Origin of the sequence: Shinella daejeonensis, assembly GCF_024281235.1 — a bacterium.
Classification (GTDB): Bacteria; Pseudomonadota; Alphaproteobacteria; order Rhizobiales; family Rhizobiaceae; genus Shinella; species Shinella daejeonensis.
Genome location: NZ_JAHWXY010000011.1, coordinates 17455 through 41028, shown reverse-complemented (window position 1 = coordinate 41028; position 23574 = coordinate 17455). Strand labels below are relative to the sequence as shown.

28 protein-coding genes are annotated in these 23574 nt (G+C 68.2%); all 28 read left to right on the top strand.

What is annotated here, in order from left to right; genetic code table 11:
- The first annotated feature begins 152 nt into the window (after window positions 1-152).
- The 28 genes from KYK29_RS19130 (at window position 153) to KYK29_RS18995 (ending at window position 23555) form a co-directional block, all read left to right on the top strand.
- A complete protein-coding gene (locus tag KYK29_RS19130; RefSeq protein ID WP_254692497.1) occupies window positions 153-635 on the top strand; it encodes a YcgN family cysteine cluster protein in 483 nt (160 codons plus the stop codon).
- Between the two features lie 267 nt (window positions 636-902).
- Entirely contained in the window at window positions 903-1496 is a 594-nt protein-coding gene (locus tag KYK29_RS19125; RefSeq protein ID WP_254692496.1) for a hypothetical protein, read from the top strand.
- Window positions 1420-2988, top strand: a complete 1569-nt coding sequence (locus KYK29_RS19120) for a DNA-packaging protein (protein ID WP_254692495.1) — start codon at window positions 1420-1422, stop codon at window positions 2986-2988. The genes KYK29_RS19125 and KYK29_RS19120 overlap by 77 nt, the downstream gene beginning before the upstream one ends.
- A gap of 27 nt (window positions 2989-3015) precedes the next feature.
- Window positions 3016-3654, top strand: a complete 639-nt coding sequence (locus KYK29_RS19115; protein WP_254692494.1) for a hypothetical protein — start codon at window positions 3016-3018, stop codon at window positions 3652-3654.
- 76 nt (window positions 3655-3730) lie between these two features.
- On the top strand, window positions 3731-4867 hold the full coding sequence (locus KYK29_RS19110) for a phage portal protein (protein ID WP_254692493.1): 1137 nt from the start codon (window positions 3731-3733) through the stop codon (window positions 4865-4867).
- Between the two features lie 202 nt (window positions 4868-5069).
- Entirely contained in the window at window positions 5070-5378 is a 309-nt protein-coding gene (locus KYK29_RS19105) for a DUF6107 family protein (RefSeq protein ID WP_254692492.1), read from the top strand.
- A 54-nt stretch (window positions 5379-5432) separates the two neighbouring features.
- The gene (locus tag KYK29_RS19100; RefSeq protein ID WP_254692491.1) at window positions 5433-5990 is read left to right on the top strand and encodes an HK97 family phage prohead protease; all 558 of its coding nucleotides are present in this window, start codon (window positions 5433-5435) and stop codon (window positions 5988-5990) included.
- Window positions 5991-6039: 49 nt separating this feature from the next.
- Window positions 6040-7287: a phage major capsid protein gene (locus tag KYK29_RS19095; RefSeq protein ID WP_254692490.1), complete on the top strand. Its 1248-nt coding sequence runs from the start codon at window positions 6040-6042 to the stop codon at window positions 7285-7287.
- Between the two features lie 85 nt (window positions 7288-7372).
- On the top strand, window positions 7373-7942 hold the full coding sequence (locus KYK29_RS19090) for a head-tail connector protein (protein ID WP_254692489.1): 570 nt from the start codon (window positions 7373-7375) through the stop codon (window positions 7940-7942).
- A complete protein-coding gene (locus KYK29_RS19085; protein WP_254692488.1) occupies window positions 7939-8277 on the top strand; it encodes a phage head closure protein in 339 nt (112 codons plus the stop codon). Before KYK29_RS19090 ends, KYK29_RS19085 begins: the two co-directional genes overlap by 4 nt.
- Entirely contained in the window at window positions 8274-8684 is a 411-nt protein-coding gene (locus tag KYK29_RS19080) for a DUF3168 domain-containing protein (protein WP_254692487.1), read from the top strand. The genes KYK29_RS19085 and KYK29_RS19080 overlap by 4 nt, the downstream gene beginning before the upstream one ends.
- 28 nt (window positions 8685-8712) lie before the next feature.
- Window positions 8713-9120, top strand: a complete 408-nt coding sequence (locus KYK29_RS19075) for a phage major tail protein, TP901-1 family (protein ID WP_254692486.1) — start codon at window positions 8713-8715, stop codon at window positions 9118-9120.
- On the top strand, window positions 9120-9473 hold the full coding sequence (locus KYK29_RS19070) for a gene transfer agent family protein (RefSeq protein ID WP_254692485.1): 354 nt from the start codon (window positions 9120-9122) through the stop codon (window positions 9471-9473). Before KYK29_RS19075 ends, KYK29_RS19070 begins: the two co-directional genes overlap by 1 nt.
- Window positions 9470-9688 (top strand): rcc01693 family protein, encoded by a 219-nt coding sequence (locus KYK29_RS19065; RefSeq protein ID WP_254692484.1) that lies wholly within the window; start codon window positions 9470-9472, stop codon window positions 9686-9688. The genes KYK29_RS19070 and KYK29_RS19065 overlap by 4 nt, the downstream gene beginning before the upstream one ends.
- A 3-nt stretch (window positions 9689-9691) precedes the next feature.
- Window positions 9692-10228, top strand: a complete 537-nt coding sequence (locus tag KYK29_RS19060; RefSeq protein ID WP_254692483.1) for a phage tail tape measure protein — start codon at window positions 9692-9694, stop codon at window positions 10226-10228.
- A gap of 68 nt (window positions 10229-10296) precedes the next feature.
- Complete coding sequence (locus KYK29_RS19055) at window positions 10297-10932, top strand: DUF2460 domain-containing protein (RefSeq protein ID WP_254692482.1); 636 nt, start codon at window positions 10297-10299, stop codon at window positions 10930-10932.
- On the top strand, window positions 10929-11819 hold the full coding sequence (locus tag KYK29_RS19050; RefSeq protein ID WP_254692481.1) for a phage/gene transfer agent baseplate hub protein: 891 nt from the start codon (window positions 10929-10931) through the stop codon (window positions 11817-11819). Before KYK29_RS19055 ends, KYK29_RS19050 begins: the two co-directional genes overlap by 4 nt.
- Window positions 11812-12252, top strand: coding sequence for an NlpC/P60 family protein (locus tag KYK29_RS19045; protein WP_254692480.1), 441 nt, complete (start codon window positions 11812-11814; stop codon window positions 12250-12252). The genes KYK29_RS19050 and KYK29_RS19045 overlap by 8 nt, the downstream gene beginning before the upstream one ends.
- A 3-nt stretch (window positions 12253-12255) precedes the next feature.
- Window positions 12256-16089, top strand: a complete 3834-nt coding sequence (locus tag KYK29_RS19040; RefSeq protein WP_254692479.1) for a baseplate multidomain protein megatron — start codon at window positions 12256-12258, stop codon at window positions 16087-16089.
- Window positions 16090-16136: 47 nt separating this feature from the next.
- Window positions 16137-16349: a hypothetical protein gene (locus KYK29_RS19035; protein WP_254692478.1), complete on the top strand. Its 213-nt coding sequence runs from the start codon at window positions 16137-16139 to the stop codon at window positions 16347-16349.
- 77 nt (window positions 16350-16426) lie between these two features.
- A complete protein-coding gene (locus KYK29_RS19030) occupies window positions 16427-16678 on the top strand; it encodes a hypothetical protein (protein WP_254692477.1) in 252 nt (83 codons plus the stop codon).
- A 150-nt stretch (window positions 16679-16828) separates the two neighbouring features.
- Window positions 16829-17500 (top strand): response regulator transcription factor, encoded by a 672-nt coding sequence (locus tag KYK29_RS19025; RefSeq protein ID WP_254692476.1) that lies wholly within the window; start codon window positions 16829-16831, stop codon window positions 17498-17500.
- A complete protein-coding gene (locus tag KYK29_RS19020; RefSeq protein WP_254692475.1) occupies window positions 17490-18905 on the top strand; it encodes a sensor histidine kinase in 1416 nt (471 codons plus the stop codon). The genes KYK29_RS19025 and KYK29_RS19020 overlap by 11 nt, the downstream gene beginning before the upstream one ends.
- 100 nt (window positions 18906-19005) lie before the next feature.
- Window positions 19006-19440, top strand: a complete 435-nt coding sequence (locus tag KYK29_RS19015; RefSeq protein WP_254692474.1) for an RT0821/Lpp0805 family surface protein — start codon at window positions 19006-19008, stop codon at window positions 19438-19440.
- Between the two features lie 101 nt (window positions 19441-19541).
- The gene (gene ccmI, locus KYK29_RS19010) at window positions 19542-20672 is read left to right on the top strand and encodes a c-type cytochrome biogenesis protein CcmI (RefSeq protein ID WP_254692473.1); all 1131 of its coding nucleotides are present in this window, start codon (window positions 19542-19544) and stop codon (window positions 20670-20672) included.
- Entirely contained in the window at window positions 20669-21118 is a 450-nt protein-coding gene (gene ccmE / locus KYK29_RS19005; RefSeq protein WP_254692472.1) for a cytochrome c maturation protein CcmE, read from the top strand. The genes ccmI and ccmE overlap by 4 nt, the downstream gene beginning before the upstream one ends.
- Window positions 21115-23100 carry a heme lyase CcmF/NrfE family subunit gene (locus KYK29_RS19000; protein WP_254692471.1) on the top strand — a complete coding sequence of 662 codons (1986 nt, stop codon included), beginning with the start codon at window positions 21115-21117 and terminating at the stop codon, window positions 23098-23100. Before ccmE ends, KYK29_RS19000 begins: the two co-directional genes overlap by 4 nt.
- Entirely contained in the window at window positions 23097-23555 is a 459-nt protein-coding gene (locus tag KYK29_RS18995; protein WP_254692470.1) for a cytochrome c-type biogenesis protein, read from the top strand. The genes KYK29_RS19000 and KYK29_RS18995 overlap by 4 nt, the downstream gene beginning before the upstream one ends.
- Window positions 23556-23574: the final 19 nt, after the last annotated feature.

The window sequence follows — 23574 nt, the reverse complement described above, 5'->3', positions numbered from 1 at the left end:
GGCGCGAACCTGCCCGTTTCCGGTTAACGTCCCGTGAGGAACGGTCGTCGCCCGAGCGTAGCAGGCTTTTGCAAAGGATAGAACAACCCGATGAGAAGGCCTGAAGGCGCTTTCGACTTGACCTTTCGCCGATTGGGGTCCAGGGGTCGGGCATGACGATCCGGAATGCCGAAACCACCGCCGCGCCCTTCTGGAAGACCAAGACGCTGGCCGAAATGACCGAAGCGGAATGGGAAAGCCTCTGCGACGGCTGCGGCCTGTGCTGTCTCAACAAGCTGGAGGATTGGGAAACCGGCGAAATCGCCTGGACCTCGATCCGCTGCACGCTGCTCGACGGCGACAGCTGTCGCTGCAAGGATTATGAGAACCGGCAGGCGACGGTGCCCGACTGTATCCGGCTGACGCTGGAGAGCGTGCAGTCGATCTCCTGGCTGCCGCCGACCTGCGGCTACCGCCTGATCCGCGACGGCCACGATCTCTACTGGTGGCATCCGCTGGTCTCGGGCGATCCGGAGACCGTGCATCAGGCCGGGATCTCGGCGCGCGGGCGCACCATCAGCGAGGACGGCATCGATATCGACGATTTTGAGGATTACCTCGTGACCTGGCCGCTGGAGGTGGGGAAAGACACCTGATGCGAAGCCGCGGCGGCGCTGCCACGAACGACGTGTCAGCATTAAATAGGAAAAAATGCCAATAATAGGAAAATAGTCCTTGACGGCGTCACGGTGCTTTGATAGGATCATGGCATAGTCGGAAAGGTGCGGGCGGCGGGTCCGCTTCGTTCCCGATGACCGGACGGATGGCGGCATCGGCCGCCTCCGGCTTTGGAATTTCACGGATTGTTGCAAAGGCGCTCGTTCCTGACGGATCGGGCGCCTTGTGCTTTTCAGGGTGCGGCGATGGATGAAGATCTCGAAATCGACTGGCGGCTGTTCGGCGTGACGGCCGATGGCAGGCGCTATGACGGGCTGGTCCGGGCAGTGGACGATCCCTTCGAGGGGGAGCCCGTGCAGGTGCTCGACATCAAGGCGACGCCGGCCGACCCCTTCCTCGACATGCAGGCGATGCTGATCGAGATGACCAAGGAATTGCGCGAACGCTTCCAGCGCTTCCAGAGCCAGAAGGCCCATGCCGAGGCGGATGCCGCGGCGACCGCCGACGACACCGCCCGCAAGCTCGCCCAGACCGACGCCAAGGCGGCCATCGAGGCCGTGTCGCTGATCGTGCGCACGCTGGAAAAGATCGACAGTCTCCAGCGCATCCTGATCGCCGAACGCCTGGAGGCGGAGGAAGCGCAGGCCGGATCGGAGGACGCCGTGGCGCTGAAGGCGGAATTCGAACGGCTGGTGGAGGAACGGGTGAAGGAGCGCCTCGATGCCCGGATCAAGGCCTGGATCAGGCAAGGCGAACACGCCGATGGACGGCCTGAGGGCGATGATCGAGGCCCTGACGCCGGGGCCGGGGGCGGGGGCGGGGACGGCGACGGACCGTAAGGCCCGGAGACGGAACCGCAGGGCGGCCCGCAAGGCCGCGATGGCGATGAGGACGGCGGCGGCGGGCTTGCGGATGAACGAAGGACAGCGGGCGACCGAGGCGTTGCGTCTCGCCGCGGAGCAGATGGAGGCGGGACTGGCACGGCGGACGGCTGCGGCCGAAAGCCCGCCGGCCTGCGGGGACGGTGACGGGCCGGTGGAAGGCCGGCGGATAGCGCCGCCGGTTTCCCGTTCCTCACCGCTGCGACCGGCGGCGGCGTCGCCGACGCTTTCCCTTTCCCGCCGGGCCTTGCGGAGCTGGTGTCTGGTTGCACGCGACGCACAGCAGCCGCCGCCGGGCGACTGGCGGGTCTGGCTGCTGATGGGCGGGCGCGGTTCCGGCAAGACGCGGGCCGGTGCGGAATGGGTGCATGCGATCGCCTCGGCGACGCGGGACTTGCGGATCGCGCTGGTGGCGGAGACCCTGGGCGACGCCCGGGAGGTGATGATCGACGGCGTTTCCGGCATCTGCCGCATCGCCGGGCCGGGGCGGCCGGTCTTCGAGGCTTCGCGCCGGCGGCTCGTCTGGCCGAACGGCTCCATCGGGCAGATCTTTTCCTCCGAGGATCCGGAAAGCCTGCGCGGCCCGCAGTTCCATTTGGGCTGGTGCGACGAACTCGGCAAGTGGAAGCATGCGCAGGAAACCTGGGACATGCTGCAATTCGGCCTGCGGCTGGGCGAGCGGCCGCGCGTGCTGGTGACGACGACGCCCCGGCCGACGGCTCTGGTGCGGGCGCTTGCGGAAGATCCGAAGACGGCGGTGCGCCGCATTCGGACAGGGGACAACGCCGGCAATCTCTCGCCGGGGTTTCTCACGGCGATGGCCGAGCGTTACGGCGGCACGCGGCTCGGCCGGCAGGAGCTGGACGGCGAACTGATCGCCGACCGGCAGGACGCGCTGTGGAGCCGGGGGCGGCTGGACACGCTGCGACTGCGCCAGACCGGGCCGCTTGCACGCATCGTCGTGGCCGTGGACCCGCCGGCGACCGCCTCGGCCGCGTCCGTCTGCGGCATCGTCGTGGCGGGTCTCGACGGCGCCGGACGGGCGGTGGTGCTCGCCGACTGCTCGGTGAGCGGCGCAAGCCCCGCCGGCTGGGCGACGGCGGTGGTGCGCGCCTTCCGCCGCTTCGACGCGGACCGGGTGGTGGCCGAGGTCAACCAGGGCGGCGACATGGTGGCGGCGATGCTGAGGAGCATCGACACGGACCTGCCTGTTTCGACCGTCCGGGCGACGCGCGGAAAATTCCTGCGCGCTGAGCCGGTGGCCGCCCTTTACGAACAGGGGCGGGTGGCCCATGCCGCCGCCTTTCCCGAACTGGAGGACCAGATGTGCGACTTCGGTCCGGACGGGCTTTCCTCCGGCCGTTCGCCCGACCGGCTCGACGCGCTCGTCTGGGCGCTGACGGCGCTGGTTCTCGACCGGCGCGGCGAGCCGCGCGTGCGGGAAATCTGAAAAACATCGAGCCGACGGGAGAAAAGCATGGCGATCGATCGCAAGGTCTTCTTCGATCGGGTGCGTGAGCGCCTGTTCGACGGCCGTCTGCGGCAGGCGCAGGTGGACGGTCTTACGGCGATCCTCGACCGGTGGGAGGCCGAGATGCCGACGGGTGACCGCCGGTGGCTCGCCTATATGCTGGGCACCGCCCATCATGAGACCGGCCGCACCATGCAGGCGGTGCGCGAGACCTTCGCCGCAAGCGACGAGCGGGCCATCGCCATTCTCGACAAGGCGTTTCGCGATGGCCGGCTCGCCTTCGTCCGCGCACCCTATTGGCGCAAGGACCGCGACGGCCGGAGCTGGCTGGGGCGGGGCCTCGTGCAACTGACGCACAAGGCCAATTATCAACGCATGACGCAGGAGACCGGTATCGACCTGGTGGCCGATCCCGCCCGCGCCATGGAGCTTTCCGTTGCCGTCACGGTGATGTTCACCGGCATGACCGGCGGCGCTTTCACCGGCCGGCGGCTCGCCGACTATTTCTCTCCCGGACGGGAAGACTGGATCAACGCCCGCCGCATCGTCAACGGCACCGAACGCGCCGCTCTCGTCGCCGGCTACGCCCGGGCCTACCACGCGGCGATCGGCGATACGGCGCAACCGGCGCGCTGCGGGCAATGACGCCTGCGCCGGGCCCCGGTCTCACAGGCTCCGATGGCCGCCTCGGCCATCCGGCAACTGGCAAATCGAGGATATCATGAAGCTACCTTTCTTCCCCCAGCGTCGCCCCGCGGCGGCGGAAACCAAGGCGTCCGGCTTCTTCGCCCTGACGGCGGAGGGGCGCGCGCGCTGGACAAGCCGCAGCTACGCCGCGCTTGCCCGCGAGGGGTTCATGAAGAACCCGGTGGCGCACAGGGCGGTGCGGATGATCGCCGAGGCGGCGGCCTCCGTGCCCTGGCTCGCCTATGCCGGCGAAGAGGAGCGGCCGGACGACCCGCTGCTGTCGCTTCTCGCCCGGCCGAACGGCCGCATGGCGGGCACCGATTTCTTCGAGACGCTCTACGGGCATCTGCTGCTGTCCGGCAACGCCTTCGTGGAGGGCGTGAAGATCGGTGCGGACCTGCGCGAACTGCATCTGCTGCGGCCCGACCGGATGCGCATCGTCGAAGGCCGCGACGGCTGGCCGGAGGCCTATGAATACCGGGCGGGCAATCATCTGCGCCGGCACCCGGCGGGCGAGGGGCAGGCGATCCTGCACCTGCGGCTGTTCCACCCGCTCGACGACCGGCTGGGCTTCGCGCCGCTCGAAGCCGCCTCGATGGCGCTCGATCTTTCCAATGCGGCCGCCGTCTGGAACAAGGCTCTGCTCGACAATTCGGCGCGTCCCTCCGGCGCGCTGGTCTATCAGCCGAAGGAGGGCGGCAATCTTTCCGCCGACCAGTACGACCGGCTGAAGGTGGAACTGGAGGAAGGCTATTCCGGTCCCGCCCGGGCCGGCCGGCCGATGCTGCTCGAAGGGGGGCTCGACTGGAAGGCCATGGGCCTCAGCCCGCGCGAGATGGATTTCGTCGAGGCGAAAAATGGCGCGGCCCGCGATATCGCGCTCGCCTTCGGCGTGCCGCCGATGCTGATCGGCATTCCGGGCGACGCCACCTACGCCAACTATCAGGAGGCCAACCGCGCCTTCTGGCGGCTCACCGTTCTGCCGCTGATCTTCCGCACCGCCGCCGCCTTCACCGCCTGGCTTTCGGAACGGCCGGAAACGGCGATCCGGCTGGTGCCCGATCTCGACCAGATCAGCGGCCTATCGGCCGAGCGTTCCGAAATCTGGGCACGCGTCGGGGCGGCGGACTTCCTCACCGCCGAGGAAAAACGGCAGGCGGTCGGATACTGAATCCCGGTCATTTCAAAGGAAATCAAATGGTTGGCGCGATTTCGTGAATCGCCCCGCGATCGCGTGGAATCATCTTGTGAAGGTGTTGAATCGAGGCGGAAAGAGCGCCGCGCAAGGGATTCGAAAGATTCGGGAAATCGGTCTTTGCGACCCGTGTGCCGCGATGGCCTCGGATTTCATCCTAACCGGAAAGGCTTAACGAATGGCTGATCTTGGAAACGACGGCGGGCTGTGGACGGCGCGCCTTGCCGGCGCACTCGCCGGCGCGGCCGTCTCGATCATCTATCTCCTGCCGAAAAGCCGCCGCGAGGCCGCCTGCCGTTTCCTGACGGGCGTCACCTGCGGCATCGTCTTCGGCGGACCGATGGGGCTGTGGATCGCGCTCCGGCTCGGCATTTCCGGCCACCTCGGCCCGTCGGAAATCCTGTTGGCCGGCTCGGCGGCGGCAAGCCTTTCGGCCTGGTGGGGCCTTGGCGTGCTGGCGCGCTTCGCCGAGCGGATGCGGCGATAACCGGCACCGCGCCGGAGCCCGGGGACCTTTCTTCTCAAACATGCGGAGAGCTTCATGACAACCGACGACCTGCCGGTCCGGCGGACGAAGAAATATGCCGATCTGACGCTGGCCGGGGTCTCCGGCAGCGGCGTCTTCAGCGGTTACGCCAGCGTCTTCGGCGAGGTGGACCTCGGCAAGGACGCGATCGCGCCGGGCGCCTTCGCCCGCTCGCTGGACAAGCGCGGCGCGGCCGGCGTGCGCATGCTCTACCAGCACGATCCGTCCGAGCCGCTCGGCCGCTGGCGCACCATCCGCGAGGACCGGCGCGGGCTCTATGTGGAGGGCGTTCTTTCTCCCGACGTCGAACGGGCCCGCGAGGTGCTGAGCCTGATGAAATCCGGCGCGCTCGACGGGCTGTCCATCGGCTTCCAGACCCGGCGCTCGAAGACCGACCGGGCAAGCGGCGTGCGCCGCATCCTGGAGGCCGATCTCTGGGAGATTTCCATCGTCACCTTCCCGATGCTGCCATCGGCGCGCGTTTCGAACGTCAAGAACGCCCGCTGGTTCCGTGACGGGGAGACGGAACTCCTGCGCGCCATGCGCCGGGCCGTCCGTCTCCTGAAGCGATAGGGCGGGCCTCCCCGCCTCCACCCCAACCCAGCCAACCAAGAGGATCGACATGACGCAGAGCGAAAAGAGCGCACCGGAAACCAAGGCCACGCCGGATACGATGACGGCCGTCTTCGACGACTTCATGGAGGCCTTCGAGGCCTTCCGGGAGACCAACGATCGCCGGCTCGGCGAAATCGAGCACAAGCTGACCGCCGACGTGGTGACGCGCGACAAGCTCGACCGCATCAACAGCGCGCTCGACGAGCAGAAGCGGGCCATGGACCAGCTTGCGCTGAAGAAGGCGCGCCCGGCGCTCGGCGGCGGCGCGGAAACCCCCGAGACGGCCGAACACAAGGCGGCCTTCTCGGCCTATCTGCGCCGGGGCGACGAAAGCGCGCTGAGGACGCTGGAGGAAAAGGCGATGTCGGTCGGCTCGGCGGCCGACGGCGGCTATCTCGTGCCGCCGGAAACCGATACCGAAATCGGCCGGCGGCTTTCCGCCGTCTCGCCGATCCGGGCGCTGTCCACCGTGCGGCAGGTCTCCGGCTCGGTGCTGAAGAAGCCCTTCGCCACCTCCGGCATGGCTTGCGGATGGGTGGCGGAGACCGCCGTGCGCCCGCAGACCAATACGCCGCAGCTTGCCGAACTCTCCTTCCCGACCATGGAACTCTACGCCATGCCGGCCGCCACCCCCGCGCTGCTCGACGATGCGGCGGTGGATGTGGAGAGCTGGATCGCCTCGGAAGTGGACATCGTCTTCGGCGAACAGGAGGGGGCGGCCTTCGTCGGCGGCGACGGCGTCAACCGGCCCCGGGGCTTCCTCTCCTATACGACCGTCGCCGACGCGGGCTGGAGCTGGGGCAACATCGGCTATATCGCCACCGGCGCGGCCGGGGCCTTCAAGGCGAGCAATCCCTCCGACACGCTGATCGACACGGTCTATGCGCTGAAGGCGGGACACCGGCAGAACGCCAGCTTCGTCATGAACCGGAAGACGCAAGGGGCGATCCGCAAGTTCAAGGACGCCGACGGCAACTACCTCTGGCGTCCGCCGGCCGGCCCCGGCCAGCCGGCATCGCTGATGGGCTTCGTCGTCGCCGAGGCCGAGGACATGCCGGACATCGCCGCCGACAGCGTCTCCATCGCCTTCGGCGACTTCCGGGCCGGCTATCTCGTCGTCGACCGCACCGGCGTCCGCGTGCTGCGCGATCCCTATTCCGCAAAGCCCTATGTGCTCTTCTACACCACCAAGCGCGTCGGCGGCGGCGTGCAGAACTTCGAGGCGATCAAGCTGGTGAAATTCGCCGAGGACTGAGGCGAGGACGCACCGATCCCCCCGCCGTCGGCCGTTGCCTGCGGCGGGGGCCGCCATTCCTTTTCCAGCAAACGGACAGGACCCGATGACCATTGCCGAACTGACGCCGCCGGCCGCCGAGCCGGTCACGCTTGCCGAGGCGAAGGCGCATTTGCGCCTCGACGGGAGCGACGAGGACCTCTTGCTGACGGTGCTGCTTGCCGCCGCCCGCATCCATCTTGAAAGCGAGACCGGGCTTTGCCTGATCGTCCGCCCCTTCCGTCTCTATCTCGACGGCTGGCCGGAGGGGCGGGTGATTCAGATTGCCAGAGGGCCGGTTCAAACCATTGAATCGGTTACCGTTTACGATGCCGTTGGCATGCCGCTCGAAGTCGATGCGGCCGGCTATGTGCTCGACGGCGCGGCGCGCCCGGCGCGGCTCGTGCTGCCGCAGACGCCCGTGGCGGAACGGGCGGTCAACGGGATCGAGATCGACTTCACCGCCGGTTTCGGCGAGAGCGGCGCCGACGTGCCGGATACGCTGAAGCGGGCGCTGCTGCTGCATGTGGCGGCGATGTACGAACTGCGCGGCGTCGTCGCCGTGGAGCACCAGCCGGGCGCGGTGCCGCAGGGCTACGACCGGCTGATCGCGCCCTACCGGATGCGCAGGCTATGAGGCGGCGGCGGGTTCACGACCCCGGGGCGTTTGCCGCGCGGCTGGTGCTGGAACGGCCGGTCGAGACGCCGGACGGACAGGGCGGCGTCATGCGGACGTTCGAACCGCTCGCCGCTGTCTGGGCGCGCATCGAGCCGGTGACGGCCCTTGCCCGCGAGACGGCCGGATCGCAGCGAATGACGGTGACGCATCGCATCCACCTGCGGGCGCGCGACGATCTTCGCGCCGCCATGCGCTTTCGCAAGGGCGGGCGGCTGTTCTCGATCCATACGGTTTTCGACCCGGATGAAAGCGGCCGCTATCGCGTCTGCGACTGCGAGGAGGAAAAGCCATGAGCGCCGCATCCGCCTTGCAGAAGGCGATCTTCCTGCGGTTGTCCGCCGATGCGACGCTTGCGGCGCTGCTGGGGGCGAAGGGGATCGTCGATAGCCGGCCGAACGGACCGGTGGAGCCGCTTCTCGTTCTCGCCGCCATCGACAGCCGCGACCATTCCACCGCGACGGAAGAGGGCGAGGACCATCGGGTGACGCTGGAAATCTGGTCCGGCGCGGCGGGACAACGGCAGGCGCAGGCGATCGCTGCGGCGGCCCGCGCGGCGCTGCACGACGCGACGCTGCCGCTCGCCGGCCACCATCTCGTTTTCCTGCTGCATCGTGAAACGCGGATCCGCCGCGATGCCCGCAGCCGGTTTCACCGTGCGGACATGCATTTTCACGCGGTGACGGAGCCGCTCGCCTCCTGAAACACGAACCGACCGAAAGGATTTGGCCATGGTGGCACAGAAGGGGCGGGACCTGCTCCTGAAGATCGAGAACGGCGCGACATTTTCGACCGTGGCGGGCCTGCGCTCGAAGCGGCTGTCGTTCAACGCGCAGATCGTCGATGCGACGGATGCGGAATCGGCCGGCCGCTGGCGCGAGCTTCTGGAGGGCGCGGGCGTGCAGCGCGCCTCGGTCAGCGGCGGCGGCATCTTCAAGGACCAGGCGTCCGATGCGCTGGTGCGCTCGCTGTTCTTCGCCGGAACGATCGCCCGCTGGCAGATCGTGGTGCCGGACTTCGGCACGATCGCCGGGCCGTTCCAGATCGCCGCGCTCGATTATTCCGGCGCGCATGACGGCGAGGTGCTGTTCGAAATCGCACTGGAATCGGCCGGCGCGCTCACCTTCGGGGCGTTGTGATGACGGGCGCGCGGGCCAACCGCCATCGCGGCGAGATCGAGGCGATCATCGACGGCGAGCGCCGGGTGCTCTGCCTCACGCTGGGCGCGCTCGCCGAACTGGAGACGGCTTTCGCCGTCGACAGTCTGGCCGGGCTTGCCGAGCGCTTCTCCTCCGGCCGGCTGAAGGCCCTGGACCTGATCCGCATCGTCGGCGCGGGGCTTCGCGGCGGCGGCAATATCTTCTCCGACGAGGAGGTGGGGGAAATGGCCGTCGCCGAGGGGCTCGCGGGTTTCGCCGGGATCGTCGCGAGCCTGCTGGCGGCGACCTTCGGCGAAAGGGACCGGGGAGGGGCGCCGGGCGAAAACCCTTGACGGCCGCATCCGGCGCAAGCGGCGCTGCCGCCTTCCCCTGGGAGGCGGCGCTTCATGCCGGCCTGTGCCGGATGCGGCTTTCCCCGAAGGATTTCTGGGCGATGACGCCGCGTGAACTGGCCGTCGTGCTCGGCCTCACGCGCCCCGCGCCCGTTGCGCCCGGCCGGACGCAGCTTGCCGTATTGATGCGCGCCTTTCCCGACGAGAAGGAGTGAACCATGGCCGGAACCGATGAAACGCGGCTTGTCGATACGCTGTCGCAGGCCGAGCACCTGAAGGATGTCTTCGACGATCTCGAAGCGCGGTCACGCTCCTTCGGGAGCGCGCTGACCGGCGCGCTCCGGGGAGCCACGGTCGATGGCCGCGGCCTCGAAAGCGTGCTGACCGGACTGGCGCGGCGGATGAGCGACATCGCGCTTTCCGTCGGGCTGAAACCGCTGGAAGGGCTGATCGCCTCCGGCGTGTCCGGTCTTCTCGGCGGCGCGACGCCCTTCGCCAAGGGCGGTGTGGTGGCCGCCCCCACCTATTTCGGCAGCGACGGCGGCCTCGGGCTGATGGGCGAGGCCGGGGCCGAGGCGATCCTGCCGCTGCGGCGTGGCCCGGACGGATCCCTCGGGGTGGCGGCGGAGGGCGGGCGGGCGACCAGCATCGTCTTCAACGTCACGGCGCAGGATGCCGCAAGCTTCCGCAAGTCCGAGGGCCAGATCGCCGCCATGCTGACGCGGGCGGTGGGACGCGGACAGCGCAGCCTGTGAGCGTTTCCGGCGCGCTGCCGGGGACGGACGTGGGACGCATGAAAAGACAAGACGATGGAGACGCATCGATGACGGGATTTCACGAGGTGCGCTTTCCCCTGCGGGTGGCGCTCGGCACGAGCGGCGGGCCGGTGCGGCGGACGGATATCGTCAGCCTTTCCAACGGCCGGGAGAACCGCAACCGGCGCTGGCAGGATGCGCGGCGGCGCTATGACGCCGGATCGGGCGTGCGCTCGCTCGACGATCTCTATGCGGTGCTCGCCTTCTTCGAGGCGCGCGCTGGACAGTTCCACGGGTTCCGCTTCCACGATCCCGTGGACCATAAATCGTGCCCGCCGGGCGCGACACCGAAGGCGACGGATCATCGCATCGGCACGGGCAACGGCAGCCGGGCCGGTTTCCAGCTCGTCAAACGCTATGCGGATGCCGGCGGCCAGACCGTGCGGACCATCGAGAAGCCGGTCGCCGGGACGGTGATCGTCGCCGTGGCCGGGACGCCGGTGCCGGCAAACGATTTCACGGTCGATCACGCCACCGGCCTCGTGACCTTCGAGGCGGGAAGACTGCCGGCCTCGGGCGCCATCACCGCCGGTTACGAATTCGACGTGCCGGTGCGCTTCGATACCGATCGCATCGACATCGATCTGGCGCAATTCGAAGCGGGACGCATTCCATCGATCCCGCTGGTGGAGATCCGGCCATGAGGACCATCCCGGCCAATCTCGCCGCCCATCTGGCCGGCGACGTCACGACGCTTTGCCATGCCTGGCGCGTCACCCGGCGCGACGGCGCGGTGCAGGGCTTCACCGACCACGACCGCGATCTTTCCTTCGGCGGGACGGCCTATGCGGCGGCGAGCGGCTTTGCGGCCAGCGAGACGGAGGACGGCAACGGCCTGTCGGCGGAGGGCGGCGAGATCATCGGCGGTTTCTCCGATGCGGCGATCCGTACCGAAGACCTGTCGGCGGGCCGCTACGACGGGGCGAGGGTGGATATCTACCTCGTCAACTGGCAGGCTCCGGCTGAGCGGCTGCTGCTGCGGACGGCCGAACTGGGCGAGGTGCGCCGCGAGGGCGGGGCCTTCCGCGCGGAATTGCGCCGGCTCACCCATCGGCTCGATGCGGTGCGCGGCCGCGTCTACGGCCATCGTTGCGACGCCGTGCTCGGCGACCGGCGTTGCGGCGTTGCACTTTCCGCGCCTGCCTATCAGGCGACGGGGACGGTCAACGCCGTGATGGCGGGGGCGCGCCTGCGCGTGAGCGGGCTTTCGGGCTTTGCCGAACGGTTCTTCCGCTACGGCGTTCTCACGTTCACCAGCGGGGCGGCCGAGGGGCTTTCGGCGGATATCGAGGACCATCGCCGGCCGGGCGGGGCGAGCGAATTGACGGCATGGCTGCCGCTGCCCGCCGGCGTGAAGACGGGAGACGCCTTTTCGATCACGGCGGGCTGCGACAAGCGTCTCTCCACCTGCAAGGAGAAATTCGGCAATATCCTCAATTTCCAGGGGTTTCCGCATATGCCCGGCAGCGACTTCGCCTATGGCTACGCCGATGGCGACACGGTGCACGACGGGAGGCCGCTCCATGCGTGAGGATCACGGCGCGCGCGTCGTCGCCATAGCGCGCGGCTTCATCGGCACGCCCTATCGCCATCAGGGCGCGCTGAAGGGGGTCGGCTGCGATTGTCTCGGACTGGTGCGCGGCGTCTGGCGCGAGCTTTACGGCTGCGAACCCGAAAGGCCGGCCGCCTATGCGCCCGACTGGGCGGAACGGTCGGGCGAGGAGCGGCTGCTTCTGGCGGCGGAACGGCACTGCGGGCCGCCGCTGCCGCTTGCCGACCTTGCGCCGGGCGACCTCATGATCTTCCGTTTCCGGGCCGATTGCGCGGCCAAACATGCCGGTATCGCCACGCCCGGCGACCGGTTCATCCATGCCTATGAACAGGCGGCGGTCGTGGAATCGCCGCTGGTCCTTCTCTGGAAACGGCGCATCGCCGGCGTCTTCCGCTTCCCGGAGTCCTGCTGATCCATGGCCACGCTTCTTCTCCAGGCCGCAGGCGCGGCACTCGGCGGCATCTTCGGGCCGATCGGCGCGGTGATCGGCCGTGCGGCCGGCGCGCTCGCCGGATCGGCCATCGACCGTTCACTCATCGGTGGCGCGGCGACGATATCCGGCGCAAGGCTCAACGACGCGCGCATTCCCGGCGCGGAGGAGGGAACGGCGATCAGCCGCGTCTACGGCACGGCCCGCGTCGGCGGCACCCTGATCTGGGCGACGCGCTTCGAGGAGCAGATGATCGTCGAACGCTCCGGCGGCAAGGCGAGCGGGCCGCGCATCGAGACCTACCGCTATTTCGCCAATCTGGCGGTCGGCATCTGCGAGGGGCCGATCGCCGGCGTCCGGCGGGTCTGGGTCGACGGCCGGGAACTCGATCTCACCGGTATCGAGATGCGGCTGCATCGCGGAACGGCGGCCCAGGCCCCCGATCCGCTGATCGAGGCGAAACAGGGAAGCGGCAACACGCCCGCCTATCGCGGCCTCGCCTATGCCGTCTTCGAACGGCTGCCGCTCGACAGTTTCGGCAACCGTATCCCTGTGATCCAGTTCGAGGTGCTGAAGCCGGTCGGCTCGCTGGAGAAGAAGATCAGGGCGGTGACGATCATTCCCGGATCGAGCGAGCATGGCTACGATCCACGGCTGGTGACGGAGAAGCTTTCGGCCGGCAAGGGCCGCAACATCAACCGCAACACGCTGACGGCGGCCACCGACTGGCACGCCTCCATCGACGAATTGCAGGCGCTTTGTCCCAATCTGGAAAGGGTCGGCCTCGTCGTCGCCTGGTTCGGGTCGGACCTCAGGGCAGGACAGTGCCGCATCGTGCCGGGCGTGGAGGAGCCGCTGCGCCTCGCCGAAAGCCTGCCGTGGCGCGTCTGCGGCGTCTCGCGCGCCGCCGCCTATCGCGTCAGCCGCGCCGGCGGCGGCCCTGCCTATGGCGGCACGCCCTCCGACGCCAGCGTCGTCGCGGCCATCGCCGACCTCAAGGCGCGGGGGCTGGAGGTGTACCTCTATCCCTTCCTGCTGATGGATGTTCCGGCGAACAACACGCTGCCCGATCCTTACGGCGGCGCGCGGCAGGCGGCCTATCCCTGGCGCGGACGCATCACCTGCCATCCCCAGTCGGCAGACAGGACGGCGGCGGCGCGCAGCCAGGCGGAGGCTTTCATGGGCGAGGCCCGGGCCGAGGATTTCAGCGTGGCGGGTACGCAGGTGACGGGGCCGGCGGCCGATACCGGCTTTCGCAGGCATATCCTGCATTACGCGCTGCTGGCGCAGGCGGCAGGCGGCGTCGACGGCTTCGTCATGGGCTCGGAGATGCGCGGGCTGACCCGGCTTCGCGACGGCAGCGGCGGGTTTCCTTTCGTCGATGCCCTGCGGGCGCTTGCCGCCGACGTGCGCGCCGTCGTCGGTCCGGCGACGAAACTCACCTACGGCGCGGACTGGAGCGAATATTTCGGCTATCAGCCGGAGGACGGATCGGTGCATTTCAACCTCGATCCGCTCTGGGCCTCACCGCATATCGACGCCATCGGCATCGACAATTACATGCCGCTTTCCGACTGGCAGGACGCCGACCTGTCGTCCGGCAATCCGGACGGCTTCCGCCATGCGGAAGACATGGCGGCGATGCGCGCGATGATCGCCGGCGGCGAAGGATTCGACTGGTATTACGCCAGCGCCGCCGACCGGCGGACGCGGCTGCGCACGCCGATCACCGACGGGGCCGCCGGAAAACCATGGGTCTTCCGCTACAAGGACGTCGCCGGCTGGTGGACGAACCGGCACCATGAGCGCGGTCCCGGCGGTAGCGAGAAGCCGTCGCCCACCGTCTGGACGCCGCGCTCGAAGCCGGTCTGGTTCATCGAACTCGGCTGTCCGGCGATCGACAAGGGGACCAACCAGCCGAACGTCTTCTCCGACCCGAAAAGCTCCGAGGACGGGCTGCCCCACCATTCCGGCGGCGCGCGCAGCGATGCGGCGCAGCGCCGCTTCCTCGACGCGCATCTCGGCTGGTGGCCGCAAGGCGGCGCGGAAACGGGCATGGTCGATCCCGGTCACATCTTCCTGTGGACCTGGGACGCGCGACCTTATCCGGCCTTTCCCGAGCAGACGGCGCTCTGGGCGGACGGCGACAACTGGCAGCGCGGCCACTGGCTGAACGGGCGGCTGGGTGCTGGCACGGCGGCCGACGTGATCGCCGCCATCCTTGCCGATCATGGATTTTCGGAGTTCGACGTTTCGGGGGTGGCGGGTGACCTCCAGGGCTTCGTGCAGGCGGAACAGACATCCGCCCGGACGTTGCTGGAACCGCTGATGCACGCCTTCCAGATCGATGCGACGGAAGAGGGCGGCAGGCTCGTCTTCCGGTCGCGGCTGCGTTCCGCGCGGCCGGCGGTGGAGATTTCCGTGCTTGCCGAACGTCCCGACGAGCTGGCCTTCGAGGAAAGCCGGGGGCACGACAGCGACTTCGCCGGCGAGGCGATCCTCGACCATTTCGGAGAGGCGGGGGCCTATGCACGGGTGACGGCGCGCTCGCGCCGGGCGGCGTCGACAAGCGACCGGGCGCTGCGTCTTGCGCTGCCGGCGGTTCTGCACGAGGGCGCCGCTGCGGAGGCGGCGGAAGCTGCGTTGCGCGATCAGCGCGCCGGCCAGCGCCGGATTTCCTTCCGCCTGCCGCCGACGGCGATCGGTCATACGCCGGGCGATGTGATCCGGCTTGCCGACGGACCGGACGGCCGGTTCCTGATCACCGGCATCGCCGACGGGCTGGTGCGCGAAGTCGAGGCGCGGGAAATCGCCACCGGCGGCAGTCCTGCGCCACTGGTGCGCGACAAAACCCGGATGCGCGTCGGCGGGGCGGTACCCTCCGACGCCTTCATGCCGGAGCTGCTGTTCCTCGACCTGCCGATGCACAAGGCCGGCGGCGAGCGCGATTTCGCCTGTGTCGCCGCCTATGCCGATCCCTGGCGGGGGATGCTGATTTCGAGTTCGCCGGTGAACGAGGGGTTTCGTCCCAGGGTCCGGCTGGAACGGCCGGCGCGCATCGGCACGCTCGCCGCGCCGCTGCCGCCGGGCAGCGTCGGCCTGTTCGACCGTTCGGCGGTCGTGCTCGTGGACCTGCCGTTCGGCGGGCTGTCCTCCGTCGACCTGCTGGCCGTCCTGGCGGACGCCAACCGGATCGCCGTCGCGGCGACCGACGGCGGCTGGGAAGTCCTTGCGTTCCGGCAGGCAAGCGAAATCGCGCCGCGCCGCTGGCGGCTTTCCGGGCTTCTGCGGGCGCTTGCCGGAACGGAGGACGCGATGCTCGCCGGGCACGAAACGGGGGCGGCCGTCGTCATGCTGGACGAAGCGGTCCTGCCGCTCGGACTTGCGGCCGAGGAGGCGGGACTTGCGGCCAGATGGATCGCCGAGCCGGTCGGCCTGCCGGGGACCGGGCGGGCCGGGCCATACGATTTTTCCGGCGGCCTGCGGGCCATGACGCCGCTTGCGCCCGTGCATCTGCGCGGCCGGCGCGAAGCGGGCGGCATCCGGTTTTCCTGGGTGCGGCGCGGCCGGATCGACGCCGACAGCTGGCACGCCTCCGAAATTCCGCTCGACGAGCCTTTCGAGGCCTACCGGCTGGAAATCCTTGCCGGCGAGACCGTGCGGCGCACCGTGGAGACCACCGCGCCGCAGCATCTTTATGCCGCCGGCGAGGAAATCGCGGATTTCGGCGCGCCGCAGACGGCGATCTCGCTACGCGTGCGCCAGCTCGGCCGGGCGGTTCCGCTCGGTCTTCCCCTGCGGGCGACGATCCGCCCATGAGGCGCATCGCGCCGTTCGACCCGTTTGACCCAAGAGAGGAAAGACCGATGGACGACGTCAAAGCCTGGTATCGCTCGCGCACCGTCTGGGGCGCGCTGATCGCCATTTTCGCCTCGGCGGCCCATGCCTTCGGCCTCGACATGTCGGCCGCCGAACAGGGGCAACTGGCCGATCTTCTCGTCGCTCTGGCCGGCGCGGCGGGCGGTCTGGTGGCGCTGGTCGGCCATCTTCTCGCCCGCCGGCGCGGGCGGCAACCATAGCGGCCGCATTCATTTGCCATTCAGCGTGGATCGTTTAAGTACTTGCGTCAGGATGATCCACACCTGAAAGTACGTTCATGGCTTCGCTTCTCATTACAGCCGCTTTCGCGACCAGCCTGATCTCTCCCGGCGGGCTCGACGTTGCGGCCGGCACCCATGCGATGCCGGTGTCGGGCGATTGCAGCGCCGCGGCCGCCCAGGTGGTGGCCCAGACCGGCGGCGAACTTCTCTCGGCGCAGCCGCGCGGCGACACCTGCGTCGTGACGGTGCTGGTGCCGGGCAAGGGCAACGCCCGGCCCCGCAAGGTGACGGTGCGCGTGCCGATCTAGAGCGGTTCCGGTTTTAAGAGGTTCGGTGGAACCGCTCACTCTCTTTGTTTTAGACGCATTTCCGGACGCAAAACCGTTTCACACTTTTGCTGGAAATGCTCCAAGGCCGCTTCGGCGGCGCGGACGGATGGAAGGCGAGGAAGAAGACGAATGCGGATCCTGGTGGTCGAGGACGACATCAACCTGAACCGGCAGCTGAGCGAAACCCTGAAGGAAGCCGGCTATGTGGTGGATCAGGCCTTCGATGGCGAAGAGGGACATTATCTCGGCGACGCGGAACCTTACGACGCGGTCATCCTCGATATCGGCCTGCCGGAGATGGACGGCCTGACGGTGCTGGAAAAATGGCGCGCCGACGGCAAGAACATGCCGGTGCTGATCCTGACGGCGCGCGACCGCTGGAGCGACAAGGTGGCCGGCATCGACGCGGGCGCCGACGACTATGTGGCCAAACCCTTCCACGTCGAGGAAGTGCTGGCGCGTATCCGCGCGCTCATCCGCCGCGCCGCCGGCCATGCAAGCCCCGATATCGTCTGCGGTCCGGTGCGCCTCGACACCAACGGCTCCAGGGCGACCGTCAACGGCGAGCCGCTGAAGCTCACCTCGCATGAATACCGGCTGCTTTCCTATCTCATGCATCACATGGGACAGGTGGTCTCGCGCACGGAACTGGTCGAACATATGTACGATCAGGACTTCGACCGCGACTCCAATACGATCGAGGTGTTCGTCGGACGCCTGCGCAAGAAAATCGGGGTCGACCTGATCGAGACGGTGCGCGGCCTCGGCTACCGGATGCAAGCGTCCGCCGATGGCAACTAGCGCCAAGCGATCCCGTTCGCTTACCTTTCGCGTCCTCTTCCTTGCGACCCTCTGGTCGGCGCTGGCGCTGCTCGTCATCGCGGTGGTGATCTCGACGCTCTACCGCCAGAGCGCGGAAAAGAGCTTCCGCGATCTCCTGCGCGCCCAGCTCTACAACGTCATCAATTCCGTCTCCGCCGACGAAGAGGTGCGGCTTGCCGGTACGCCGCAGCTCGGGGACCTGCGTTTCTTCCAGCCCCAGTCCGGCTGGTACTGGATCGTCGAACCGATCGGCGAGACCTTTTCCAGCGAGCCGCTGACCTCCGCCTCGCTCGGCAGCGGCAGCATTCCCATTCCCGACACCGACGGCATCCCCTTCGACACGCGCTACGAGCGCTTCTATACGACGCGCGATTCCTTCACCAACGAGGTGGAGGTCGTGGAGACGGAAGTCGTCCTGGATGACGACGGGCGCACCGCGCGCTTCCGCGTGGTCGGCAACCGCGACGTGCTGGAAGCGGATATCGACGATTTCACGGGCAACCTCTATCTGGCGCTGGCCGGCTTCGGCCTCGGCAGCCTGCTGCTCAACGTCGTGGCGATCCTGATCGGCCTCAGGCCGCTCGACCATGCCCGCAAGGCGCTGGAGAAGATCCGCGCCGGCGAAAGCGAGCGCCTCGACGGCGAATTCCCGCGCGAGATCCAGCCGCTGGCGAGCGAAGTCAACGCGCTGATCGACAGCAATCGCCGCATCGTCGAGCGCGCCCGCATGCAGGTGGGCAACCTCGCCCATTCGTTGAAGACGCCGATCGCCGTGCTGCTCAACGAATCGCGCGCCATCGCCGCGCCGCAGGACGAACTCGTGCGCACGCAGGCCGAGGCCATGCAGAGCCAGGTGCAATCCTACCTGAACCGGGCGCGCATCGCCGCCCAGCGCGATTCCGTGCTGGCGCGCACGGAAGCCCTTCCGACGTTCGAACGGCTGGTGCGGGTGATGCGGCGGCTCAATGCCGACAAGCGGTTTCCCCTGTCCATCGACCCGCCGGGGCTGGTTCTGGCGATGGAACAGCAGGACGTGGAGGAAACCGTCGGCAACCTGCTGGAAAACGCCGCGCGCCATGCGCGCATGACGGTGACCGTGCGCGTCGTTCTTGCACCGCCCGATGTGCGCGGCAGCGACGAGGGACGCAGGAACTGGGCGGTCATCGAGGTCGAGGACGACGGCGCGGGGCTCGAACCCGACCAGATTCGCGAGGCGCTGAAGCGCGGCAGGCGGCTTGACGAAAGCAAGCCGGGTACGGGCCTCGGGCTTTCGATCGTCAGCGAGATCGCGTCGGAATACAAGGGAACCTTCGCCTTGTCGCGGGGTTCATCGGGGGGGCTGCTGGCGCGCCTCGTGCTGCCGGCGACAAAGGATGTTGCCTGATGCGGCGGACAGTGCAAAAAGAAATGGTCGGTCTGTCACAAAGGGCGGCGGCAGGTTGAATGGCGAATATCGGCCGGTATGGAGAGGACGGTTCCAGCGTATGAAAACGGGTTTGCGCGTTGCTTTTCTTCCCTTCGTTGTCGCGGCGGCAATCGCATCCGGATGCGCCTCGACGAAGGGCGGCCCCGTGATCGGCGGCTCGATCATTCCCGGCGCATCGAAAAGTTCCGCAGATTACATCACGGCCCTTCAAGGCGGGCTTGTGGGGCGGATCGCCGGTGCGAACCTGTCGCGGGCCGATAGCCAGCGGGCGCTCGAGGCGGAATATCGCGCATTGGAAGGCGCGCGCGGCGGCCAGCCGGTGACCTGGCAGGGATCAGGCGTCACCGGATCGGTGGTGGCGGCCGCACCCTATCAGGTAGGCTCGCAGAATTGCCGCCAGTACAGTCATACGGTGACGGTCGACGGGCGCGACACGGTCAACCGGGGGGCGGCCTGCCGCAATCCGGACGGAAGCTGGACGCCGCTTTCCTGAGAAGCCTCCGGAAGGGGCGGCATTGCGGCGAAACGCCTCAAATTCGCGTCATCGCTGCTTTTGGAATTGGAAACGCTCCGGTGTTCCAGTAATCCAGCACTATGCTTTTCTGGATTCTCGTCGCCATCCTGACGGCAGCCGTCGCCGTCGCCCTTATCCTGCCGCTCCTCCGCCGGACCGAAACGGTCGCGGCCGGGGGAAGCCATGACGTCGCCGTCTATCGCGACCAGCTCGAGGAACTGAAGCGCGACGAGGCGGCGGGCCTCATCGGCTCCGGCGAGGCGGAAATCGCCCGCGCCGAGGTGGCGCGCCGGCTGATCGCCGCCACCAGGAACGCCGATACAGGCACGATCGACCCCGCAGGACGCCGCAACCGGCTGGCGCAGGCGGTGGTCATCCTGCTTTTGCCGGCCCTCGGGCTCTGTCTCTACCTTGCGACCGGCCGGCCCGATCTGCCGTCGCAACCGCTCGCCCAGCGCCTCGCCGATCCCGGCAACGACGTCAGCATCCTCATCGCCAAGGCGGAAAATCACCTTGCCCGCAACCCGGGCGACGGTGCGGGATGGGAAGTGCTTGCGCCGATCTATGTCCGCAACGGCCGGCTGGAGGATGCGGTAAACGCCTATGCGCAGGCCGCGCGCCTGCTTGGCGCCAGTCCCGAGCGGCTGGACGGCCGCGCCGAGGCGCTGATCATGCTGGCGGACGGCATCGTCACCGACGAGGCGCGCAAGCTGTTCGAGCAATCCGTGTCGCTTGCGCCGGACAATCCGCGCGCCCGCTACTATCTGGCGCTGGCGCTGGAGCAGGAAGGCGACCGCGACGCGGCGCGCGCCGCCTACGAAGCGCTGGCGAAGGGCTCGCCCGCCGACGCGCCCTGGCTGTCGCTCGTCAACCGGCACATCGCCGGCCTTTCCGGCGAAACCGCGGATACGGCCGCCGGCAATCCGACCGCCGCCGACATCGCGGCGGCGCAGGACATGTCGACGGAGGACCGCGGACAGATGATCGCCGGCATGGTGGAAAGCCTTGCGGCGAAGCTTGCGGACGATCCCGCCGATCTGGAAGGCTGGCAGCGTCTCATCCGTTCCTATGTTGTGCTGGATCAAAGGCCGCAGGCGCAAGCCGCGCTAAGAACGGCGCTGAAGCGTTTCCCCGCGGAAAGCCAGAACGGCCGGACGCTCCTGGCGCTCGCTCGCGATCTGTCGATTCCGGTTGAGGATGTCGGACAATGACACGTAAACAGAAACGCCTCGTGGTCATCGGCGGCGGCGTCGCCTTCCTGCTGGCGGCCGTGCTGCTGGTGATGTTCGCCTTCAGTCAGTCCATCGCCTATTTCTATGTTCCGGGCGATCTCCAGACCGAGAATGTCGCGCCCGGCACGCGCATCAGGCTCGGCGGCCTCGTGGAGGCCGGCTCGGTGCGGCGCGGCGAGGGATCCACCATCACCTTCACGGTGACGGATACGCTCGCCACGGTGCCCGTGACCTATACGGGTATCCTGCCGGACCTGTTCCGGGAAGGGCAGGGCGTGGTCGCGGAAGGGGCGCTCGGCGGTGACGGGCTCTTCGTGGCGGACACCGTTCTCGCCAAGCACGACGAGACCTATATGCCCAAGGACGTCGCCGACCGCCTCGAGGCGCAGGGCGTGCAACTGAGCGGCAAGGAAACCATAAAATGATCATCGAGCTCGGCCATTACGCGCTGGTCCTGGCGCTTGCCACGACGATCATCCAGTGTCTTCTGCCGCTGGCCGGCACGCTGCGCAACGACCGCGCGCTGATGGCCGTGGCGCCGGCGGCGGCGCTCGCCGGCTTCCTGCTCGTGCTCTTTTCCTTCTGCGTCCTGACGTTCGCCTATGTTGTTTCCGATTTCTCGGTCGTGAACGTCTGGGAAAATTCCCATTCGCTGAAGCCGATGATCTACAAGATCTCCGGGGTCTGGGGGAACCATGAGGGCTCGATGATGCTCTGGCTCCTGATCCTCGCCATCTTCAGCGCGCTGGTCGCCGTCTTCGGCTCCAACCTTCCCGAGCGGCTGCGCGCCAACGTGCTGGCGGTGCAGGGGCTGATCTCCACGGCTTTCGGGCTCTTCATCTTGCTCACCTCCAATCCGTTCCTGCGGCTTTCCCCCGCACCCGCGGAAGGGCGCGACCTCAACCCGGTGTTGCAAGACATCGGGCTGGCGATCCACCCGCCGCTTCTCTATCTCGGCTATGTCGGCTTTTCCCTCTGTTTCTCCTTCGCCATCGCCGCGCTCATCGACGGACGCATCGACGCCGCCTGGGCGCGCTGGGTGCGTCCTTGGGCGCTCGCCGCCTGGAGCTTCCTGACGGCCGGTATCGCCATGGGCTCCTACTGGGCCTATTACGAACTCGGCTGGGGCGGATGGTGGTTCTGGGACCCGGTGGAGAACGCCTCCTTCATCCCCTGGCTTGCCGGCACGGCGCTGCTTCATTCCGCAATCGTCATGGAAAAGCGCGAGGCGCTGAAGATCTGGACCGTGCTGCTGGCGATCCTGACCTTCTCGATGTCGCTGCTCGGCACCTTCCTCGTGCGCTCCGGCGTGCTGACCTCGGTGCATGCCTTCGCGACCGATCCGACGCGCGGCATCTTCATCCTCGGCATCCTCGTGTTCTTCATCGGCGGCGCGCTGTCGCTCTTCGCCTTCCGCGCCACGACGCTGAAGGCGGGCGGTCTTTTCCAGCCCATCTCGCGGGAGGGCGCGCTCGTCCTCAACAACCTCATCCTGACGACGGCGGCGGCGACCGTGCTGACCGGCACGCTCTATCCGCTGATGCTGGAGGCGGTGACCGGCGAGAAGATCTCGGTCGGCCCGCCGTTCTTCAACCTGACGTTCGGCCTGCTGATGATCCCGCTTCTCCTCGCCGTGCCCTTCGGGCCGCTGCTGGCCTGGAAACGCGGCGATCTTCTCGCCGCCGGCCAGCGGCTTTTCGCGGCGGCGGGCATCGGTCTTACCGTCGCCGCCATCGCGCTCTATATCGAGCGCGGCGGCCCGATCATGGCCTATTTCGGCATCGCCACGGGCGTCTATCTCATCGTCGGCGCGCTGACCGACCTGTGGCTGCGCGCCGGCATCGGCAAGGTCGCGCCGTCCGTCGCCTGGCGGCGCTTCAAGGGGCTGCCGGGATCCGCTTTCGGCACGGCGCTCGCCCATCTGGGGGTGGGAGTCATGCTTGTCGGCATCGTGGCCGTCACGGCCTTCGAGACCGAGCATGTGGTGGAGATGAAGCCGGGTATGCAGGTGGAAGCCGGCGGCTTCGTCCTGACCTACGATGGCATGCGCAGCGGACAGGGACCGAATTACAGCGAGGATTCCGCTCATTTCACCGTGGCGCGCGGCGGCGTGGCAGTCACCGAGATCTGGTCTTCGAAGCGCATGTACACCGCGCGCCGCATGCCGACGACGGAGGCGGGCATCCGGACCTTCGGCCTGAGCCAGCTCTATGTGTCGCTCGGTGACGAGATGACCGGCGGCGGCATCGTCGTGCGGGTCTGGTGGAAACCGATGATCCTCTGCATCTGGTTCGGCGCGCTGATCATGATGGCGGGCGGCACCGTTTCGCTCTGCGACCGTCGCCTGCGGGTGGGCGCGCCGCAAAAGGCGCGCAGGATGAAGCCGGCGGTGGAGGCGGCGGAATGATGCGCCGTCTGCTCGTCGCCGCGGCCTTCGTGCTGGCGGCGCTGCCGGCGCTGGCGGTCAATCCGGACGAGGTCCTCGACGATCCGGCGCTGGAGGCCCGCGCCCGGGCGCTTTCGGCGGAATTGCGCTGCATGGTCTGCCAGAACCAGTCGATCGACGACTCCAACGCCGAGCTGGCCCGCGACCTGCGGATTCTCGTGCGCGACCGGCTAAAGAGCGGCGACAGCGACGCGGCGGTGATCGATTACGTCGTTTCGCGCTACGGTGAATTCGTGCTGCTCAATCCGCGTCTGCGCGGCGAGACGCTGCTTCTGTGGGGCGCGCCGCTCGTGCTGTTTCTGGCGGGGGCTGCGGCGATGGCGCTCTTCGTGCGCCGCCGCGCCGGTCAGCCGGCCGGAAGCCCGCTGACCGAGACGGAGAAGGCGGAGCTGGAGCGGGCGCTGAAAGGCGAATAACCGGCAGCGCCAACATTAC

Bases quoted from the DNA above. Each gene is read 5' to 3' on its own strand.
- KYK29_RS19120 (WP_254692495.1), top strand. From the start codon at position 1,420: ATGGACGGCCTGAGGGCGATGATCGAGGCCCTGACGCCGGGGCCGGGG.
- KYK29_RS18995 (WP_254692470.1), top strand. From the start codon at position 23,097: ATGATGCGCCGTCTGCTCGTCGCCGCGGCCTTCGTGCTGGCGGCGCTG.
- KYK29_RS19000 (WP_254692471.1), top strand. From the start codon at position 21,115: ATGATCATCGAGCTCGGCCATTACGCGCTGGTCCTGGCGCTTGCCACG.
- KYK29_RS19020 (WP_254692475.1), top strand. From the start codon at position 17,490: ATGGCAACTAGCGCCAAGCGATCCCGTTCGCTTACCTTTCGCGTCCTC.
- KYK29_RS19050 (WP_254692481.1), top strand. From the start codon at position 10,929: ATGAGGACCATCCCGGCCAATCTCGCCGCCCATCTGGCCGGCGACGTC.
- KYK29_RS19015 (WP_254692474.1), top strand. From the start codon at position 19,006: ATGAAAACGGGTTTGCGCGTTGCTTTTCTTCCCTTCGTTGTCGCGGCG.
- KYK29_RS19055 (WP_254692482.1), top strand. From the start codon at position 10,297: ATGACGGGATTTCACGAGGTGCGCTTTCCCCTGCGGGTGGCGCTCGGC.
- KYK29_RS19115 (WP_254692494.1), top strand. From the start codon at position 3,016: ATGGCGATCGATCGCAAGGTCTTCTTCGATCGGGTGCGTGAGCGCCTG.
- KYK29_RS19045 (WP_254692480.1), top strand. From the start codon at position 11,812: ATGCGTGAGGATCACGGCGCGCGCGTCGTCGCCATAGCGCGCGGCTTC.
- KYK29_RS19030 (WP_254692477.1), top strand. From the start codon at position 16,427: ATGGCTTCGCTTCTCATTACAGCCGCTTTCGCGACCAGCCTGATCTCT.
- KYK29_RS19105 (WP_254692492.1), top strand. From the start codon at position 5,070: ATGGCTGATCTTGGAAACGACGGCGGGCTGTGGACGGCGCGCCTTGCC.
- KYK29_RS19090 (WP_254692489.1), top strand. From the start codon at position 7,373: ATGACCATTGCCGAACTGACGCCGCCGGCCGCCGAGCCGGTCACGCTT.
- KYK29_RS19040 (WP_254692479.1), top strand. From the start codon at position 12,256: ATGGCCACGCTTCTTCTCCAGGCCGCAGGCGCGGCACTCGGCGGCATC.
- KYK29_RS19080 (WP_254692487.1), top strand. From the start codon at position 8,274: ATGAGCGCCGCATCCGCCTTGCAGAAGGCGATCTTCCTGCGGTTGTCC.
- KYK29_RS19070 (WP_254692485.1), top strand. From the start codon at position 9,120: ATGACGGGCGCGCGGGCCAACCGCCATCGCGGCGAGATCGAGGCGATC.
- KYK29_RS19035 (WP_254692478.1), top strand. From the start codon at position 16,137: ATGGACGACGTCAAAGCCTGGTATCGCTCGCGCACCGTCTGGGGCGCG.
- ccmI (WP_254692473.1), top strand. From the start codon at position 19,542: ATGCTTTTCTGGATTCTCGTCGCCATCCTGACGGCAGCCGTCGCCGTC.
- KYK29_RS19100 (WP_254692491.1), top strand. From the start codon at position 5,433: ATGACAACCGACGACCTGCCGGTCCGGCGGACGAAGAAATATGCCGAT.
- KYK29_RS19130 (WP_254692497.1), top strand. From the start codon at position 153: ATGACGATCCGGAATGCCGAAACCACCGCCGCGCCCTTCTGGAAGACC.
- KYK29_RS19085 (WP_254692488.1), top strand. From the start codon at position 7,939: ATGAGGCGGCGGCGGGTTCACGACCCCGGGGCGTTTGCCGCGCGGCTG.
- KYK29_RS19075 (WP_254692486.1), top strand. From the start codon at position 8,713: ATGGTGGCACAGAAGGGGCGGGACCTGCTCCTGAAGATCGAGAACGGC.
- KYK29_RS19125 (WP_254692496.1), top strand. From the start codon at position 903: ATGGATGAAGATCTCGAAATCGACTGGCGGCTGTTCGGCGTGACGGCC.
- KYK29_RS19095 (WP_254692490.1), top strand. From the start codon at position 6,040: ATGACGCAGAGCGAAAAGAGCGCACCGGAAACCAAGGCCACGCCGGAT.
- KYK29_RS19110 (WP_254692493.1), top strand. From the start codon at position 3,731: ATGAAGCTACCTTTCTTCCCCCAGCGTCGCCCCGCGGCGGCGGAAACC.
- KYK29_RS19025 (WP_254692476.1), top strand. From the start codon at position 16,829: ATGCGGATCCTGGTGGTCGAGGACGACATCAACCTGAACCGGCAGCTG.
- ccmE (WP_254692472.1), top strand. From the start codon at position 20,669: ATGACACGTAAACAGAAACGCCTCGTGGTCATCGGCGGCGGCGTCGCC.
- KYK29_RS19060 (WP_254692483.1), top strand. From the start codon at position 9,692: ATGGCCGGAACCGATGAAACGCGGCTTGTCGATACGCTGTCGCAGGCC.